Source organism: Mesorhizobium sp. P3_A9, assembly GCF_056402975.1.
Genome location: NZ_JBFUGJ010000037.1, coordinates 16,542 through 32,523 on the forward strand (window position 1 = coordinate 16,542; position 15,982 = coordinate 32,523).

Consider the following 15,982-nt stretch of genomic DNA (forward strand, 5'->3'; position numbering starts at 1 on the left):
CGCCGAGAAGAGGGCATGCGCATGGGGACCATCTGGGCGCCGCTCGCCAGGGCGATCGCCGCCACCGGCACGGACAGGCATGTCGACTGCCTGATCGACCTGATCGGCGCCGACATCGCGCACGACCTCGTCACGGTGACGCGCTATTCGGCGACGCAGACACCGGAATTCGTCAAGCACCGGCGCTTCTCGGATGAGATGGTCCGGCTCTATCTCGACAATTACTAYGTCTTCGACCCGTTCTATGCCTCGTGGCGGCGCGAGCGCAGRYTSGGCATCATGCCGCTGAAGCGGCTYGCCGACGAYGMSGCCAAGCGCGGCCAGTACATTGCCGGCTTCCTGGCGCARTCWGAAATCTGCGACGAGGTCGGCATCATGCTGGCCGATGGTGGCGACTGGTGCCTGGGCATCTTCCTCGATCGCTCGACTAGTGCGTTCAAGGACAGCGAGATTGCTCAATTGGAAGAACGGTTGCCGGTATTTGCAGCCTTGCACGCACTCGACATTACCGCGCGCGGACGCGAGTTCTTCCGCACGACGGCGCCGACCAGCCCCGGCGCCTCGCCGCGGCAGGAGCCGACCATCCCGATGAGCCTGTGGCCGGAACTGTCGCTGCGCGAGCGCGAACTGGTCCAGCTGATCCTCGCCGGCCATCCGACCGCCAACATCGCCGAGCGTCTCGGCATCACCGTCGGCACGGTCAAGAACCACCGACGACGTATCTATGAAAAGCTCGACATCACCACCGAGCGGGAGCTGTTCCTGCAGTTTTTCCAGCATCGGGCGGACCAATAGCCGGTCTCCAATGCCTGTGCAGATTGGCCTCCGGTTCCGCCGGAACGATCCGATCACGTGCCTCAAAATTCCTCTTGCGGAACGGCGCCGTCCCAGCTTAGTCTCGGCTTCGTGCAGAAAATGAAATTTAATTCCATTTACCTGCCGGACTCCGCAAGCCAGTGTCATGTCCAGAAAATCGCCTGACACAATCGACTGAGAGAATATTTGATATATCATCTACCGAAACGGAACTAGGCTAAATGGTCCAGCAGACATCCATCCAGCCATCTGCGCCCTGGTTGCGGCTCGATGTCGACGCTTCGGACTGGAACGCGGCCGAGGTGTCGAGCCTCGTGCGCTGGTATCACCAGATGCTGCTGATCCGCCGGTTCGAAGAAAAGGTGCTCGACCTTGCCAATGCCGGCCTGGTGCACGGGCCAGCACACGCCAGTATCGGCCAGGAGGCGACGGCGGTCGGCGCGATGTCGATGCTGCGCACCGGCGACCGCATCAACGGCACCCACCGCGCCCATCACCAGGTGCTGGCCAAGCTGGTCAACGCACAGACGCCAGCCGGTTTCGATCCGCTGCACGACGCATTCAATCCGGACATGCAGGGCTCGGTGCGCAGCTTGATGGCCGAGATCATGGGTCTCAACGCAGGCTATTGCGGCGGCCGTGGCGGCTCGATGCATATGCGTGACGACGCTTCCGGCATTCCGGGCACCAGCGCCATCATCGGTGGCAACCTGCCGCATGCGGCGGGCTACGCGCTGGCCGACAAGCTGCTTGGCAGCGGCAACATTTCGGTCGCCTTCTTCGGCGACGGCACGATGATGGCGGGACCGGCCTATGAGGCGATGAACATCGCGGCGCTCTACCGGCTGCCAGTGATCTTCTTCGCCGAAAACAATTTTTATGCCGTCTCCACCCATGTCAACGAACAGACCCGCGAGACGCGGCTCGCCTCGCGCGGCCCGATGTTGGGCTTTCGCGGCATCGAATGCGACGGCATGGATGTGGTGGCGGTCCATCACGCCACGCGCGAGGCGCGCCGGGTGATCGAGGAGGAAGGCGGCCCGGTGCTGGTCGAGGCGCTCTGCTACCGCTTCCTGCATCAGAGCGGCGCGCGGCCCGGCAGCGAATTCGGCTACCGTACGCGGGCCGAGGAGGACGCCTGGAAGGCACGCGATCCGCTCACCACGATGGCGGCACGGCTGAAGACGATGGGCATCCTCAATGCCTCCGACCTCGCCACGCTCGAGCAGCGGGTCATGGACGTGGTCAACACCGCTGCCGACTCGCTGACCGAGATGAGCGGCAACGCGCTGCGCATTCCCGACTATCTGTGGCCGGACGCCGGCGAAGTCGACAACCAGATCCGCGGCGACCTGTCGGAACTCAGGGATGAGCGCTTCCTCGAGATCGAGGATGTGCCGCCGGCCGAGACCAGACCGGTCAAGTTCATGGTTGCCGCATCCGAGGTGATCGCGCGCGCCATGGAACAGGACCCGCGCATCATCATCATGGGCGAGGATGTGCACCGGCTGCGCGGCGGCGTCTCCGGCGCCACCAAGGGCGCGCTGGAACGCTGGCCCGAGCGCGTGCTGGCCATGCCGATCGCCGAGAACGGTTTTGTCGGCGTGGCATTGGGCGCAGCGCTTTGCGGCTTGCGACCGATCGTCGAGATCATGTTCGGCGACTTCTGCCTGGTCGCCGCCGACCAACTGTTCAACGCGGTGAGCAAGGTGCGCCACATGTTCGGCGGCGGCTTTCCGGTGCCGATGGTGGTGCGGGTGCGCGTCTCGCCGCACACCGGCTATGGCTCGCAGCATTCGGGAGATCCGTCCGGCCTGTTCGCGCTCTATCCCGGCTGGCGCATCGTCGCGCCGACGACGCCCTTCGACTATGTCGGCCTGATGAATTCGGCGCTGAAATGCGATGATCCGGTCGTCATCATCGAGCATGTCGAACTGTTTGCGAGCGAAGGTCCTGTTCCGAGCGATGACCGCGACTATTGCGTGCGGCTCGGCCAGGCCAGGATCGTCAGGCCAGGCAGTGCCTGCACGCTGCTCACCAGCGCCAGCATGGTGTCTGTTGCGAGGCAAGTGGTCGAGGAAACCGGCGTCGATGCCGAGATCATCGATTTGCGCAGCCTCGACCCGACCGGGCTCGACTGGCCGTTGGTGGAAGCCTCGATCCGCAAGACCAACCGGGTCGCCGTCGTCGAGCAGGTGCAGCGCGGCCTGTCACTCGGCGGACGGCTGACACAGGAGATTCAGGACCGCGTGTTCGACTATCTCGATCACGAGATCCTGCATGTGACGGGCAGCCTCTCGGCTCCCGTCGTATCGGCCCCGCTCAACCGGGCCGCACTGGGCGGCGCTGACAAGCTCAAGGCCGCGCTTCGATCCCTCACCGGCGTGGGCGGATAAAGCGAACGCATTGCCACAACGATCCGACAAGAAAATGGGAGAACTGAAATGAACATCTTACCGAGAACCAAGACCAGAGCGACGATGTTGGCGGCCGTGCTCATGGCCACCAGCGCCTTCTGGGCACCAGCCAGCTTCGCACAGGACGAGAAGCCGCTGGTCATCGCGCGTAACATCGACCTCAACTCGCTCGATCCGCACCGCGCCTTCTGCGACACCTGCCAGATCTACAATTCCAGCGTCTATGAATCGCTCTTGACGCTGGACAAGGACAACAAGCTGATCCCGCTCTTGGCTTCCAAGTGGGAAGGCAATGCCGACCAGACCAGCTTCACCTTCACGCTCGACCCGGCCGCCAAATTCTCCGACGGCTCGCCGGTCGAAGCCAAGGACGTGAAATGGTCTTGGGAGCGGCTGAAGAACCTCAAGGGCAGCGCATCCTTCCTGATGGACAATGTCGCCTCGATCGAAACCCCGGACGCGCACACGGTCGTCGTCAAGATGGTGGCGCCGAGCTCGGAATTCCTCAACATCGCGGCGGCGCCCTACACGGCTGTCGTCAACAGCAAGGTCGCTTCCGAAGCCGGCGCCAAGGCCGGTGCGGACGCCTCGACCACCGACAATGCCGAGGCCTGGTTCCTGGCGCATTCGGCCGGCAGCGCACCGTTCGTGCTGAAATCCTATGAGCCGAATTCGGAGCTGCGCCTGGTGCGCAACGACAAGTACTGGCGCACCGCGCCGGCGTTGAGCGAAGTCGTCATCCGTCAGACCAAGGACGCGGTGGCGCAAGCGCAGATGCTGCAGAGCGGCACCGCCGACATCGCCATGCAGATCGACCCGGACACCGCCAAGACGATGACCGGCAGCGACGTCAAGATCGAGACCGTGCCGTCCTACAATTTTATCTACGTCGCGCTCTCGCCCGGCGCCAAGGCCAACAARGTGCCGCTCACTCCGGACGTGCGCGAGGCGATCTCGCTTGCGCTTGACCGCCCCAGCATCCTCGACTTCACCATCGGCTCCGAGGGCCAGCTGATCAGCGCGCCGATCCCGCTCGGTTTCCCCGGCGGTTCGGGTTTCGAGGCGCAGCCCTATGATCTCGCCAAGGCGAAGGAGCTGCTGGCCAAGGCCGGCCATGCCGACGGTTTCGAGATGGAAGCGGCCTTTCCGGGCATGAACGTCTATGGCGTTGATCTCTCGCTGCTGATGCAGAAGGTCCAGCAGGATCTGGCCAAGGCCAACATCAAGCTTGACCTGCAGCCGATTCCCTTCGCCAACTGGCGCGAGCGCGTCAACGGCGATGGCATCCCGATGACCGCCGTGTTCTACGCGCCGGACTATTACGGCACCTCGCAGTATGTCGATTATTTCGCCATGACCAAGGGCAGCCCATGGTCGCGCCGTGCCGGCGCGGAGCGCGACCCATCGGTTATCAACCCGAAAGAAGCAGACCTCTACAAGGCAGCTTTGGCGGCAAGCGGTGATGAGGCCGCCAAGCTGTGGCACCAGATCGGCGAAGAAATGATCAAGGACAGGATCATCCTGCCGCTGGTCAGCCCGAACCTGATCCTGGCCTACAAGTCCGACGTCAAGGGCGTGCGCTACAGCGCCTGCTGCAACCTGCCGCTGGCCGAACTCAGCCACTGAGCCAACAGATCGCGGGAGGCGGCCAACCGCCTCCCGTTTCTCCCACTTCGGAAGATCGACAAATCCTGTTCTTCCAGCAGTCAAATTCAATATATGATATATCAATACGGAGACCTCATCATGCCTTCCCTGATCAACTCCAAGGACCAGCTGCTGCGCGAGCGCGCGGCCTCGGTCATTCCGGGCGGCATGTGGGGGCATATGGCCACTCGCTATCTCGGCTCGGCCTATCCGCAGTTCTTCGAGCGCGCCGATGGCTGCCGGGTCTGGGATGTCGACGGCCGCGAATACATCGATTTGATGTGCAGCTGGGGTCCGAACATCCTAGGCCATCACCACCAGGCGGTCGAGGAAGCGGCGGCGCGGCAGCGCAGTCTCGGCGACGCGATGAATGGCCCCGGCGAAGTGCTGGTCGAACTGGCCGAGCTGCTGGTCAAGACTGTCGCTCACGCCGACTGGGCGATGCTGCAGAAGAACGGCACCGACGCCACCACGGCCTGYGTGACCATCGCGCGCGCCGGCACCGGCCGGCGCAAGGTGCTGGTGGCGCGCGGCTCCTATCATGGCGCGGTGCCGTGGTGCACGCCCTCGCTTGCCGGCGTCACCGCCGAGGATCGCGCTCATCTGATCCATTTCGACTACAATGACGTCGCCAGCCTGGAAGCGGCCGTCGAGCAAGCCGGCAATGACCTTGCCGCTGTCGTCGTCACCGCCTTCCGCCACGACATTGCCCGCGACCAGGAACTGCCGACGGCGGCTTTTGCCAAGCGCGCGCGCGACCTCACCACCGCCGCCGATGCGGCACTGATCGTCGATGATGTCAGGGCCGGGTTCCGCATCGATCTCGCCGGCAGCTGGGAGCCGCTGGGTGTGCGGCCCGACCTTTCCGCTTTCTCGAAGGCGATCGCCAATGGCTATCCGCTCGCCGCCATCACCGGCACCGACCGGTTCCGCGAAGCCGCGACCAAGGTCTATGTGACGGGCTCGTTCTGGTATGGCGCCGTCGCCATGGCCGCGGCGATCGCCACCATCAAGACGCTGCGCGACACCAACGCGATCGCGAGCATGAATGCGGCCGGTGAGAGATTGCGCTCGGGGCTCGATGCAGCGGCGAAGAAGCATGGCCTTTCGCTTCGCCAGACCGGGCCGGTGTCGATGCCGATGGTGCTGTTCGACGGCGATGCCGAGTTCAAGAAGGCCGCTGCCTTTTGCTCGGCCGCCTTGCGCGAGGGCGCCTATTTCCACCCCCGGCACAACATGTTCCTGAGCGCCGCGCACACCGCGAAGGACGTGGACTTGGCGCTGCAGGCCGCCGATGCCGGCATGGCCGCGGCGGCGCAGGTGGCGTGAGCAGGCACTATGCTGCGCGAGAGTATAAAAAACTCAGCTGGCCGCCGACACCAGGCGGCCGTTCTGCGCCGCGCGGCGCAGTTCCTCCGGGGTGACCGCGCCGTCATTCAGCCGCTCGAGCACCTTGACCAGCAAGCGGCCGCCTTCGATCATGTCCTGCTGGATGCCCTTGCGCACGCCGTTCTCGTCGCGGGCGCGCAGCGCGTCGAGGATGTCGAGATGGCGGTGACGGCCATCATAGGTCGGCCTGGCATTCGGATACTGATAGTTCACCAGCGGGCCATTGCGCAGCCAGATGCCCTCGATGATGGCGAGCAGTTCCGGCATGCCCGCCGCCTGGTAGATCGAGTGGTGGAATTCCCAGTTGTCGCGGACGGCTTCGAACCAGCGGCCATTGTCCTCGTCGGCGATCAGTCTCTCATGCACCGCCGCCAGGCGATCGATCTCGCGCGGTTCGATGCGCGTCGTCGCCGCGGCACCAGCCATGCCTTCGAGATGCAGGCGAATGCTGCGCAGCTCCAGATACTGGGCGAGCGACAACTGGGCGACGGTGATCGACCGGCCCGCTTCCATCTCCAGGCCCTTTTCGCGCACCAGCTGCATCAGCGCCTCGCGCACCGGCGTCTCGGACACCTGCAGGCTGGCGGCAAGGTCACGGATCTTGAAGCGATGCCCCGGCCAGAAGCGGCCTTCCATCATGGCGCGGCGCAGCTCTTCGTAGACGCGGGTCGTCAGATTGTCGCGCGCGATCGGCGCGATGGAAGCAGTCACATCCAGTCTCCGTCCTTGCGGTGGCGCAGGCGTCGCCTGAGTCGAGCGGGCTGTGTATATGATATCACGATGGGCCTGGCCATCGGCATCGGACACGCCATCGAAACCAAAAAATCAGGGGAACGAGCCGCATGACCGCGTCGAGGCCTTCCCTTCTGTTCGGTGCCATTGCCGATGATCTGACCGGTGGCACCGAACTGGCGTCGATGCTGGTCGCGCGCGGCGTCCCGACAGGCTGCACCGTCGGGTTGGAGGCGCCAATCCTATCGGGCAATCTTGCCCATGTGATCCTGCTGAAAACCCGCGTTATCGCCGCCGACGACGCGGTGCGCCAGGTACTTGATGCCGCCGACCGGTTGATCGAGGCTGGCGCGCGGCAGATTTTCTTCAAATATTGCGCGACCTTCGATTCCACACCTGCCGGCAATATCGGCCCCTGCGCGGAAGCGCTGCTCGAACGGCTTGGCGGCGGCGTGACACTGTTCGCGCCGGCGCTGTGCGAGACCGGTCGCACCGTCTATCAGGGGCATATGTTCGGCGGTTCGCAGTTGCTGGCCGAATCGCCCAAACGTTTCGATCCGCTGACGCCGATGACCGATTCCAATCTGGTCCGCGTGCTGCAGGCGCAAAGCAAGGGGAAGGCTGGACTGGTGCCGTACCTCACCATTGATGCCGGCCCCGAAGCCATCCGCGCTGCCGTGCGGGAGAAGAGCGCGCGGGGCGAGACACTGCTGGTCACCGACACGCTCCGCGAGCGCGACCTGGCGGCGATCGCGGAAGCCGCCTTCGACCTGCCGCTGATGACCGGCAACTCCTCGGTCGCCGCGCATCTGCCGCCGGCCTGGCTGGCGCATGGGCTGCTAAACCCAAGCGATCTGGTGGCCGCCAGCCTGCCGGCCGTGGACGGCGCGGCGGCGGTGCTGGCCGGCAGCGTCGCCGACCGCACCATCGAACAGCTTGAGCGCTTCGCGCAGGACAATCCGTTGCTGACGATCGACCTTGCCGGCGCCTTCGCCGGCGCCGATGTCGTGGCGCAAGCGCGAGCCTTTGCCGAGCAGCATCTGCCCAACGCAATGATCGCTATAGCGACGACTGCATCGCAGGCCACGGTTGAGGCACTACAGCAGGCACATGGCCGTGACGCGGCCGCGGCAAAGGCGGAAGAAATCCTCGCCGAGATTGCGCACATCCTCGTGCGCGATTTCGGTGTGCGGCGATTGGTCGTCGCCGGCGGCGAGACCGCCGGCTCGGTCATCAAGGCGCTCGGCATCACGGGGATTGCCATGGGCGCCTATCAGGGGCCCGGCCTGTCGCGCGCCATCGCCCATCTGCCCGGCCTGCCCGACGACCCGCTGGCGCTGATGCTGAAATCGGGAAAGCTCGGCGGCCCCGACATCTTCGCCGACGTGCTGCAAGACATGACGCGGGCAAGAACCATTGCACCGRCAATCGAAACATGGCCACCGGCAAAATCGACCACAGGGCCAACCCCGGGGAAAGCATCGTAATGGATACCGACATCGCACGCGCCACTCTGATCGCCGCGACGGAGACCCTGGACGCCAGCGGAATGAATGTCGGCACGACAGGCAATATCAGCGTGCGCACGCCAAGCGGCATGCTGGTCACACCGACAGGGATAGCCACAAAAGCGCTTCGGCCGGAGCAGATGGTGGCGATGCAGCTCGATGGATCCTGGGACGGTGCATTCAAGCCATCGAGCGAATGGGAAATGCATGCCGAAATCTACAAGGCTTTCCCGGGGGCCGGCGCCGTGGTGCATGCCCATCCCGACCATTGCGTGGCGCTGTCCTGCCTGCGCGAAGGATTGCCCCTGTTTCACTACATGGTCGCTGGCTTCGGCGGCGACGATGTGCGTTGCTCGGATTATGCGCTGTTTGCATCGAGCGAACTGGCCAAGGTGGCTGTTGTGGCGCTCAAGGACCGCAATGCCTGCCTGCTCGCCAATCACGGCATGATCGCCTTCGGCGGCGATCTCGACACAGCGCTCATCCGCACCGTCAAGCTCGAAACCCTGGCGCGGCAATATCTGCTCGCACGCAGCGCCGGCACGCCGGTGCTGATCGGCGAGACCGAACTCGCCGCCATTCGCGGACGCTACAAGAGTTACGGCCAACAGAAATAACTGGACGAAGTTTGACTCAGACAGGCGTCGGTTTCAGTAGACTTGCAGATGCGAGAAGAACTTCGAGTTGAGATAGCTTTCCAGTGCGTCGGCGCCGCCCTCGGTGCCATTGCCGGAATCGTTGATGCCGCCGAACGGCACCTCCGGCAGGGCCAGGCCATAATGGTTGATCGACACCATGCCGCTGGCGATGCCCGACGACATTTTTGAGGCACTTGCCGCCGAGCGGGTGAAGCCATAGGCGGCGAGGCCGTAGTTCAGCCGGTTGGCTTCCGCGAGCGCCTCGTCGAGTCCATTCACCGGAGTCATCAGCGCCAGCGGGCCAAACGGCTCCTCATTCATGGCCCGGGCATCGGCGCCGATGCCAGACAGGATGGTCGGCTCGAAGAAATAGCCGGAATTACCGATGCGCTTGCCGCCGGTGACGAGCTCGGCGCCTTTCTGCACGGCATCGTGAACCAGTTCCTCCATCGCCTGCACGCGGCGCGGATTGGCGAGCGGACCCATGGTCGTGCCTTCAGCGAGACCATCGCCGACCTTGATCCGGCTTGTGGCTTCGGCGAAGCGGCCGACGAAATCATCATAGACCGCGTTGTCGACAAGGAAGCGTGTCGGCGCCACGCAGATCTGGCCGGCATTGCGGAATTTGGACGCCACCATCGAACGCGCGGCGCGGTCGAGATCGGCGTCGGGCAGAACGATGACCGGCGCATGGCCGCCCAATTCCATCGTCGCGCGTTTCATGTGCAGTCCGGCAAGCGACGCCAGCTGCTTGCCGACCGGCGTCGAGCCCGTGAACGAGATCTTGCGGATCACCGGATGCGGAATGAGATAGGCCGAGATTTCCGACGGGGTGCCATAGACCAGGTTCAAGACGCCGTCGGGCAGACCGGCATCGACAAAGACGCGCACCAGTTCGGCGGGTGAAGCCGGCGTCTCTTCCGGTCCCTTGATGATGATCGAGCAGCCGGCGGCGAGCGCCGCCGACAGTTTGCGCACCGCCTGGTTAAGCGGGAAATTCCAAGGTGTGAAGGCGGCCACCGGGCCGACGGGTTCCTTGACCACCGACTGGCTGACGCCCTCAAGCCGCGCCGGCACGATGCGGCCGTAGCTGCGCCGCGCTTCCTCGGCGAACCAGTCGATGATGTCGGCGGCTGCGAACGCCTCCATGCGCGATTCGGCGATCGGCTTGCCCTGCTCCAGCGTCATCAGCGTCGCGATATGCTTGTTGCGCTCACGCAGGATGGTGGCGGCCTTGCGCATCAGCTTGGAGCGGTCAAAGGGAGAGACGCGCCGCCAGGTCTCGAAGCCCTTGGCGGCGGCGGCGAGCGCTTCATCAAGATCATCGATGCCGGCATGGGCGAGCGATCCAAGCTCGGCTTCCGTCGCCGGATTGACGATGGGCATGGTGCGTCCACCCCGCGCGGGGCGCCACGAGCCATCAATATGCAGATGAACATCGGGATACATTGCAGGCTCCGTGAAAGGTCAGGCGTGAACAGGCTCGGCGGCAGGCGTGTAAATGCCGATGGCGCCAGTGCCGATCAGTTGGTCGATGGTCTCGGGGCTGTAGCCGAGAATATCCGTGAGTACGGCGGCCGTGTCTTGGCCGAGCATGGGCGGCGCCGTGAAGTCGGCGGTCAGCTGCGCGGCGAGCCCTTGCGCCGGGCGCACCATGGCGACGGAACCGAGATGCGGATGCGGCAAGGTGTGGACGAGGCCGCGCTCGCGCACATTCGGGCTGTCGAAGACTTCCGGTATCGACTTCACCATGCCGGCCGGAACGCTGGCCGCGGCACAGGCCGCCATCCAGTGACCGCGCGTTTGCGTCCGGAAAACGGCGCCGAGTTGCGGGATCAACGCCTCGCGGTTGGTAGCGCGCGCGCCTGCCTTGATGAAGCGCTGGTCCTTTGCCAAGTGCGGAAGATCAACCACCTGCTCGCACAGCGCGGCGAACTGGCGGTCATTGCCAACCGCCAAGGCAAAGCCGCCGTCAGCGGCTTCGAATATCTGGTAGGGGACGACGGTCGGATGGGCGTTGCCGTAACGAGCCACCTCGCGACCGGTGTTGAGGTAGCCACTGCCGACATTGATCAAGAGGCTGAGCGCACAGTCGATCAATGACAGGTCGAGGAACTGCCCCTTCCCGGTGGTTGTTCGCTCATAGAGTGCGGCCAGGATCGACTGCGTCGCGACCATCCCGCAGACGATATCGGTGATGGCGACGCCGACACGCATCGGCTCGCCGTCGCTCTCGCCGGTGATGGCCATCAGACCACTCTCGGCCTGCATGACGAAATCATAGCCGGGCCGGCCGGCATCGGGCCCGGTCTGGCCGTAGCCGGAGATCGAGCAGTAGATCAGCCGCGGGTTGGAGGCGCTGAGCTCCTTGTAGCCGACGCCAAGACGGTCGGCGGTGCCGGAGCGGAAATTCTCGACGACGATGTCGGCCTTGGCCGCCAGCTCGCGCACGATCGCCAGGCCCTGCGGGCTCTTCATATCGAGCGCGACGCTCTGCTTGCCGCGATTGGCGCAGAGATAGTAGGTAGAGACGCCCTTGTAGCTCGGCACCGACCAGGCGCGGGTGTCGTCGCCGCCATCGATGTTCTCGATCTTCCAGACCTCGGCGCCGAGATCGGCCAGGCTCATCGTCGCCCATGGACCGGCGAGCACGCGCGAGAGGTCGAGAACCTTGATGCCTTCGAGCGGCAGGCGCGCCCGGCCCATTATGCCGGCATCGTTGGTGTGGGCTTCAGTCACATCGCAATCCTTCGCGGGTAATTCGGCAGCTGCCTGGCCAACCTGTCAGACGGTCCTGAAGGTGTTGACCGGTTCCGGGAAATGACAGGCGACGCGATGCTTTTCCCCGGACGGGCCGAGCGGCGGCTCGGCTGAGGCGCAGATCGCTTGCGCCTTGAAGCAGCGCGTGCGGAAGCGGCAGCCCGACGGCGGGTTGAGCGGGCTCGGCACGTCGCCGGTCAGCACGATCCGCTCGCGCTTGCGTTCCTTCTCGGGGTTGGCGAGCGGCACGGCCGACAGAAGCGCCTGGGTGTAGGGATGCAGTGCCCTGGAATAGAGCTCGGCAGCCGGTGCGATCTCGACGATCTTGCCGAGATACATGACCGCGACATGGTGCGAGATGTGGCGCACGACCGAGAGATCGTGGGCGATGAACAGATAGGATGTGCCGAAGGACTGCTGGATATCCTTGAGCAAATTGAGCACACCTGCCTGCACCGAGACATCGAGCGCCGAGACAGGCTCGTCGAGGATCACCACTTGCGGGTTGAGTGCGAGCGCGCGGGCGATGACGACGCGCTGGCGCTGGCCGCCGGAGAGTTCGTGCGGATAGCGCTTGCCATGCTCCGGATTGAGCCGCACCAGTTCGAGCAGTTCGGCAACGCGGGCTCGGCGGTCGGCCTTCGACATGTCGCTCATGCGCAGCGGCTCGGCGATGTTGTCGGCTATGCGCATGCGCGGATGCAGCGACCCGTAGGGATCCTGGAAGACGAGCTGGATGTAGCGCCGCATCAGGCGCATCTCCTCATGGTTCAGCGCCAAAAGGTTCTGGCCACGGAACCAGCTTTCGCCACTGGTCGGTTCGATCAGCCGCATCAGGCAGCGTCCGAGGGTCGACTTGCCGCAGCCGGATTCACCGACCAGGCCCAGCGTCTCGCCTGGTGCCACGTCGAAGGAAACATCGGCGACCGCACGGACATGGGCAACCGCGCGGTCGAAGACGAGGCCACCGCGAACCGGAAAATCCTTGACCAGATGACGAACCGATAGCGCTGCTTCCGGCGCTGGCCTGGTTTCAGCTTGAACTTGCTCCGCTGCTGCGTTCATGGGGCCACGCGTCCAGTCTCCAGGCTTGCCGCCGCCAGCACGGCGCTGTGGAAAGGCGGCAAGGTCGTCGCGAAATGACAGGCCGAGAAGCGGCCGCCAATGTCATGCAGCGGCGGATCCTCGACCCGGCAACGCGCCTCGGCATGGATGCAGCGCGGATGGAAGGCGCAGCCACCCGGTAGACGGCCGAGTGCGGGCGGCGAACCATCGATCGAAAAAAGCCGCTCGCGGCTTTCCTCGAGGTTGGGGATCGAGGCGATGAGGCCGCGCGTGTAGGGGTGGCGCGGGTCGGCGAACAGCTCCGACACGGTGGCCTGCTCGACGACGCGGCCGGAATAGACGACGGCGACACGGTCGGCATGGCCGGCGACGACGCCGAGGTCGTGGGTGATCAGCACCAGGCCSAGRCCGAGCCGCTCTTGCAGCGAGCGCAGCACGGCCAGGATCTGCGCCTGCACCGTGACGTCGAGCGCGGTGGTCGGCTCGTCTGCGATCAACAAATCGGGGTCATTGGCAACGGCCATGGCGATGACCGCGCGCTGGCGCATGCCGCCGGAGAATTCATGCGGGTACTGGCTGGCACGCCGTTCCGGCTGCGGGATCGACACCAGGTTGAGCAGTTCGACCGCGCGCGCCATCGCCTGCTTGCGGGTGACGCGCTGATGCAGCCTGACCGCCTCGGCGATCTGGGCGCCGACGGTCATCACCGGGTTCAGCGAGGACAGCGGATCCTGAAAGATCATGGCGATGCGCGCGCCCCTGATCTTGCGCATTTCGCGCGCCGGCTTGCCGACCAGTTCCTCGCCCTTGAAGCGGACCGAACCGGTTACGACAGCGTTCTTCGAGGTCAGGCCCAGAGCAGCAAGCATGCCGACCGACTTGCCCGAGCCGGATTCGCCGACAATGCCGACAACCTCGCCCTTGGCAACGTCGAGGTCGATGCCGCGCACCGCCTCGAACTGGTTGCCGGCCTTGCGGAACCCGACCCGCAAGCCGCGAATGGACAGCAGCGGCTCGCGCTCGCCTGGCTTGTCAACCGCGCCGGAGCGCGCTGAAGATAGCTGTGCGCTCATCGCCTAATCCGACCTTGGATCGAGAATGTCGCGCAGGCCATCGCCGATGAAGTTGAAGCCGAGCACGATGGTGAGGATGGCGACGCCGGGGCCGAAGGCGATCCACCATTGATAGAAATGCACGGCGCCGTCGGAGATCATCGATCCCCATTCGGGTGTCGGCGGGGTGGCGCCGAGGCCGATGAAGCTCAGCGACGCGGCAAGCAGCACGACCTGGCCGAGATCCATGGTGGCGCTGATCAGCACCGGGGTCCAGCAGAGCGGCAATATGTGCGTGAACAACACCCGGCGTGGCCTGGCGCCGGCGGCGATCGCCGCCTCGACATGCTCGCGCTCCTTCACTTCCAGCACCWGCGCCCGCATCAGCCGGGCGTAGACCGGCCACCAGACCAGCACCATGGCGATGGCGGCATTGCCGAGGCCGGGACCGAGCGAGGCTGCGACAGCCATGGCGAGCAGCATCGGCGGGAAGGACAGAGTGATGTCGACCAGCCGCATGATCGCGGCACCCGTCAGGCCGCCGACGAAGCCGGAGATGGCGCCGAGCAGCGAGCCGATGACGACGGCCGAGACGACGACCAGAACCGCGATCGGCAGCGAATGCGCCGCGCCGTGCAAGGTGCGGGCCAGCACGTCGCGGCCGAGTGCGTCAGTGCCGAGCCAATGCGCCCAGCTCGGCGGTTGCAGGCGGCGGGCAACCATTTCCAGCGGATCGAACTGCACCACCAGATYGGCGAACACGGTCATGAACAGCCAGAAGAGGATGACGACCGTGCCGATGACCAAGGGGGCGGTCAGCCATTCGGGGATGGCGGCGGAACGGGACTTGGTGACGACAGCCGACATCAGCTCAACCTCACCCGCGGATTGGCGACGACATAGAGGATGTCGGTGATGAGGTTGGTGACCAGGAAGGCGAGGCCGCCGACAATGGTGACGCCGATGATCGCCGGGAAGTCGAGGGCGCGCGCCGCTTCGACCGCATAGGAGCCCATGCCCGGCCAGGAAAAGATGGTCTCGGTCAGCACCGCGCCGGTGATCAGATAGGCGAAGGAATAGCCGATGACGGTCAGCGTCGGCACCATGGTGTTGCGCAGCGCATGCACGATGACGACACGGAACTCGCTCGCGCCCTTGGCACGCGCGGTGAGCACGAATTCGCGGCTCATCACATCAAGCATGTTGGCGCGAACCAGCCGCGATATGGTTCCCGATACCGTCCAGCCGAGCACGAAAGCCGGCAACAGCAGATGCCACAGCGCATCCTTGAAGACGGTGAGGTTGCCGGCGAGCAGCGAATCGATGGTCAGGAATCCGGTGATGCCGGGCGGCAGCGGCAGCCGGGCATCCAGCCGGCCCGGCCCCGGCAGCCAATTCAGCATGACCGAGAAGATGAAGAGCAGACCAAGGCCAGACCAGAACACCGGCAGCGACGAGCCGAACAGGGCAAACAGCCGCGCGCCATGGTCGATCAGGCTGTTGCGGAAATAGGCGGCCAGAACCCCAAGCACGATGCCGAGCGTGGTGCCGAAGATCATCGCGGCAAAGACCAGTTCCAGCGTTGCCGGCAAGCGATAGAGAATGTCGGTGCCGACATTGCGCTTGGTGATGAAGGACGTGCCGAGGTCGCCGCTCAACAGATTGCCGAGATATATCATATAGCGTTCCGGCAGAGGACGATCCAAACCCCAGCGGGCCTTGGCGGCGGCGACCACTTCGGGGTTGCTCATCTGCTGCTCGGCGACGATCGCCGTCAGCGGATCGCCCTTGGTCACGGTGGTGATCAGAAAAGCAATGGTGACGATGCCGAGTACCAGGAACGGCATCGCGATAAGCCGGCGCAAAATATAGCGGGACACGTGGCTACCTTCACAAGGACGGGCTTCGTAAGATGGCACAAGGCGCTGGAAGATGCCATCGAGGGGACATATTGACAG

The 15,982-nt window shown here is 64.8% G+C and carries 13 protein-coding genes; 6 read left to right on the forward strand and 7 right to left on the reverse strand.

Going from position 1 to position 15,982, the window contains the following annotated elements:
- Positions 1-15: 15 nt before the first annotated feature.
- The 4 genes from AC1DX0_RS08925 (at position 16) to AC1DX0_RS08940 (ending at position 6,209) form a co-directional block, all read left to right on the forward strand.
- A complete protein-coding gene (locus tag AC1DX0_RS08925) occupies positions 16-795 on the forward strand; it encodes a helix-turn-helix transcriptional regulator (protein WP_477355040.1) in 780 nt (259 codons plus the stop codon).
- Between the two features lie 242 nt (positions 796-1,037).
- On the forward strand, positions 1,038-3,212 hold the full coding sequence (locus AC1DX0_RS08930; RefSeq protein ID WP_477218461.1) for an alpha-ketoacid dehydrogenase subunit alpha/beta: 2,175 nt from the start codon (positions 1,038-1,040) through the stop codon (positions 3,210-3,212).
- An 84-nt stretch (positions 3,213-3,296) separates the two neighbouring features.
- Entirely contained in the window at positions 3,297-4,859 is a 1,563-nt protein-coding gene (locus AC1DX0_RS08935) for an ABC transporter substrate-binding protein (RefSeq protein ID WP_477219086.1), read from the forward strand.
- A gap of 120 nt (positions 4,860-4,979) precedes the next feature.
- Positions 4,980-6,209, forward strand: coding sequence for an aminotransferase class III-fold pyridoxal phosphate-dependent enzyme (locus AC1DX0_RS08940; protein WP_477218462.1), 1,230 nt, complete (start codon positions 4,980-4,982; stop codon positions 6,207-6,209).
- A gap of 33 nt (positions 6,210-6,242) precedes the next feature.
- Here the strand turns inward: AC1DX0_RS08940 and AC1DX0_RS08945 are convergent, their stop codons facing one another.
- Complete coding sequence (locus AC1DX0_RS08945; RefSeq protein ID WP_477218463.1) at positions 6,243-6,980, reverse strand: GntR family transcriptional regulator; 738 nt, start codon at positions 6,978-6,980, stop codon at positions 6,243-6,245.
- A gap of 131 nt (positions 6,981-7,111) precedes the next feature.
- Between AC1DX0_RS08945 and otnK the strand changes: the two genes are divergently transcribed.
- Together otnK and AC1DX0_RS08955 are read left to right on the forward strand one after the other, a co-directional pair.
- Complete coding sequence (otnK, locus tag AC1DX0_RS08950; protein ID WP_477355043.1) at positions 7,112-8,488, forward strand: 3-oxo-tetronate kinase; 1,377 nt, start codon at positions 7,112-7,114, stop codon at positions 8,486-8,488.
- On the forward strand, positions 8,488-9,126 hold the full coding sequence (locus tag AC1DX0_RS08955; RefSeq protein ID WP_477218465.1) for a class II aldolase/adducin family protein: 639 nt from the start codon (positions 8,488-8,490) through the stop codon (positions 9,124-9,126). Before otnK ends, AC1DX0_RS08955 begins: the two co-directional genes overlap by 1 nt.
- A gap of 33 nt (positions 9,127-9,159) precedes the next feature.
- On the opposite strand, the gene AC1DX0_RS08960 is transcribed toward AC1DX0_RS08955, so the two are convergent.
- From AC1DX0_RS08960 to AC1DX0_RS08985, 6 genes are all read right to left on the reverse strand, one after another.
- Positions 9,160-10,596 carry an NAD-dependent succinate-semialdehyde dehydrogenase gene (locus AC1DX0_RS08960; protein WP_477218466.1) on the reverse strand — a complete coding sequence of 479 codons (1,437 nt, stop codon included), beginning with the start codon at positions 10,594-10,596 and terminating at the stop codon, positions 9,160-9,162.
- Positions 10,597-10,614: 18 nt separating this feature from the next.
- Complete coding sequence (locus AC1DX0_RS08965) at positions 10,615-11,853, reverse strand: CaiB/BaiF CoA transferase family protein (RefSeq protein ID WP_477219087.1); 1,239 nt, start codon at positions 11,851-11,853, stop codon at positions 10,615-10,617.
- A gap of 78 nt (positions 11,854-11,931) precedes the next feature.
- Positions 11,932-12,972, reverse strand: coding sequence for an ABC transporter ATP-binding protein (locus AC1DX0_RS08970; protein ID WP_477218467.1), 1,041 nt, complete (start codon positions 12,970-12,972; stop codon positions 11,932-11,934).
- Positions 12,969-14,045 (reverse strand): ABC transporter ATP-binding protein, encoded by a 1,077-nt coding sequence (locus tag AC1DX0_RS08975; RefSeq protein ID WP_477218468.1) that lies wholly within the window; start codon positions 14,043-14,045, stop codon positions 12,969-12,971. The genes AC1DX0_RS08970 and AC1DX0_RS08975 overlap by 4 nt, the downstream gene beginning before the upstream one ends.
- 3 nt (positions 14,046-14,048) lie before the next feature.
- Positions 14,049-14,891: an ABC transporter permease gene (locus tag AC1DX0_RS08980; RefSeq protein WP_477355046.1), complete on the reverse strand. Its 843-nt coding sequence runs from the start codon at positions 14,889-14,891 to the stop codon at positions 14,049-14,051.
- A complete protein-coding gene (locus AC1DX0_RS08985; RefSeq protein ID WP_477218470.1) occupies positions 14,891-15,904 on the reverse strand; it encodes an ABC transporter permease in 1,014 nt (337 codons plus the stop codon). Before AC1DX0_RS08985 ends, AC1DX0_RS08980 begins: the two co-directional genes overlap by 1 nt.
- Positions 15,905-15,982 lie beyond the last annotated feature (78 nt).

Bases quoted from the DNA above. Each gene is read 5' to 3' on its own strand.
- AC1DX0_RS08930 (WP_477218461.1), top strand. From the start codon at position 1,038: ATGGTCCAGCAGACATCCATCCAGCCATCTGCGCCCTGGTTGCGGCTC.
- AC1DX0_RS08955 (WP_477218465.1), top strand. From the start codon at position 8,488: ATGGATACCGACATCGCACGCGCCACTCTGATCGCCGCGACGGAGACC.
- AC1DX0_RS08960 (WP_477218466.1), bottom strand. From the start codon at position 10,596: ATGTATCCCGATGTTCATCTGCATATTGATGGCTCGTGGCGCCCCGCG.
- AC1DX0_RS08965 (WP_477219087.1), bottom strand. From the start codon at position 11,853: ATGGGCCGGGCGCGCCTGCCGCTCGAAGGCATCAAGGTTCTCGACCTC.
- AC1DX0_RS08970 (WP_477218467.1), bottom strand. From the start codon at position 12,972: ATGAACGCAGCAGCGGAGCAAGTTCAAGCTGAAACCAGGCCAGCGCCG.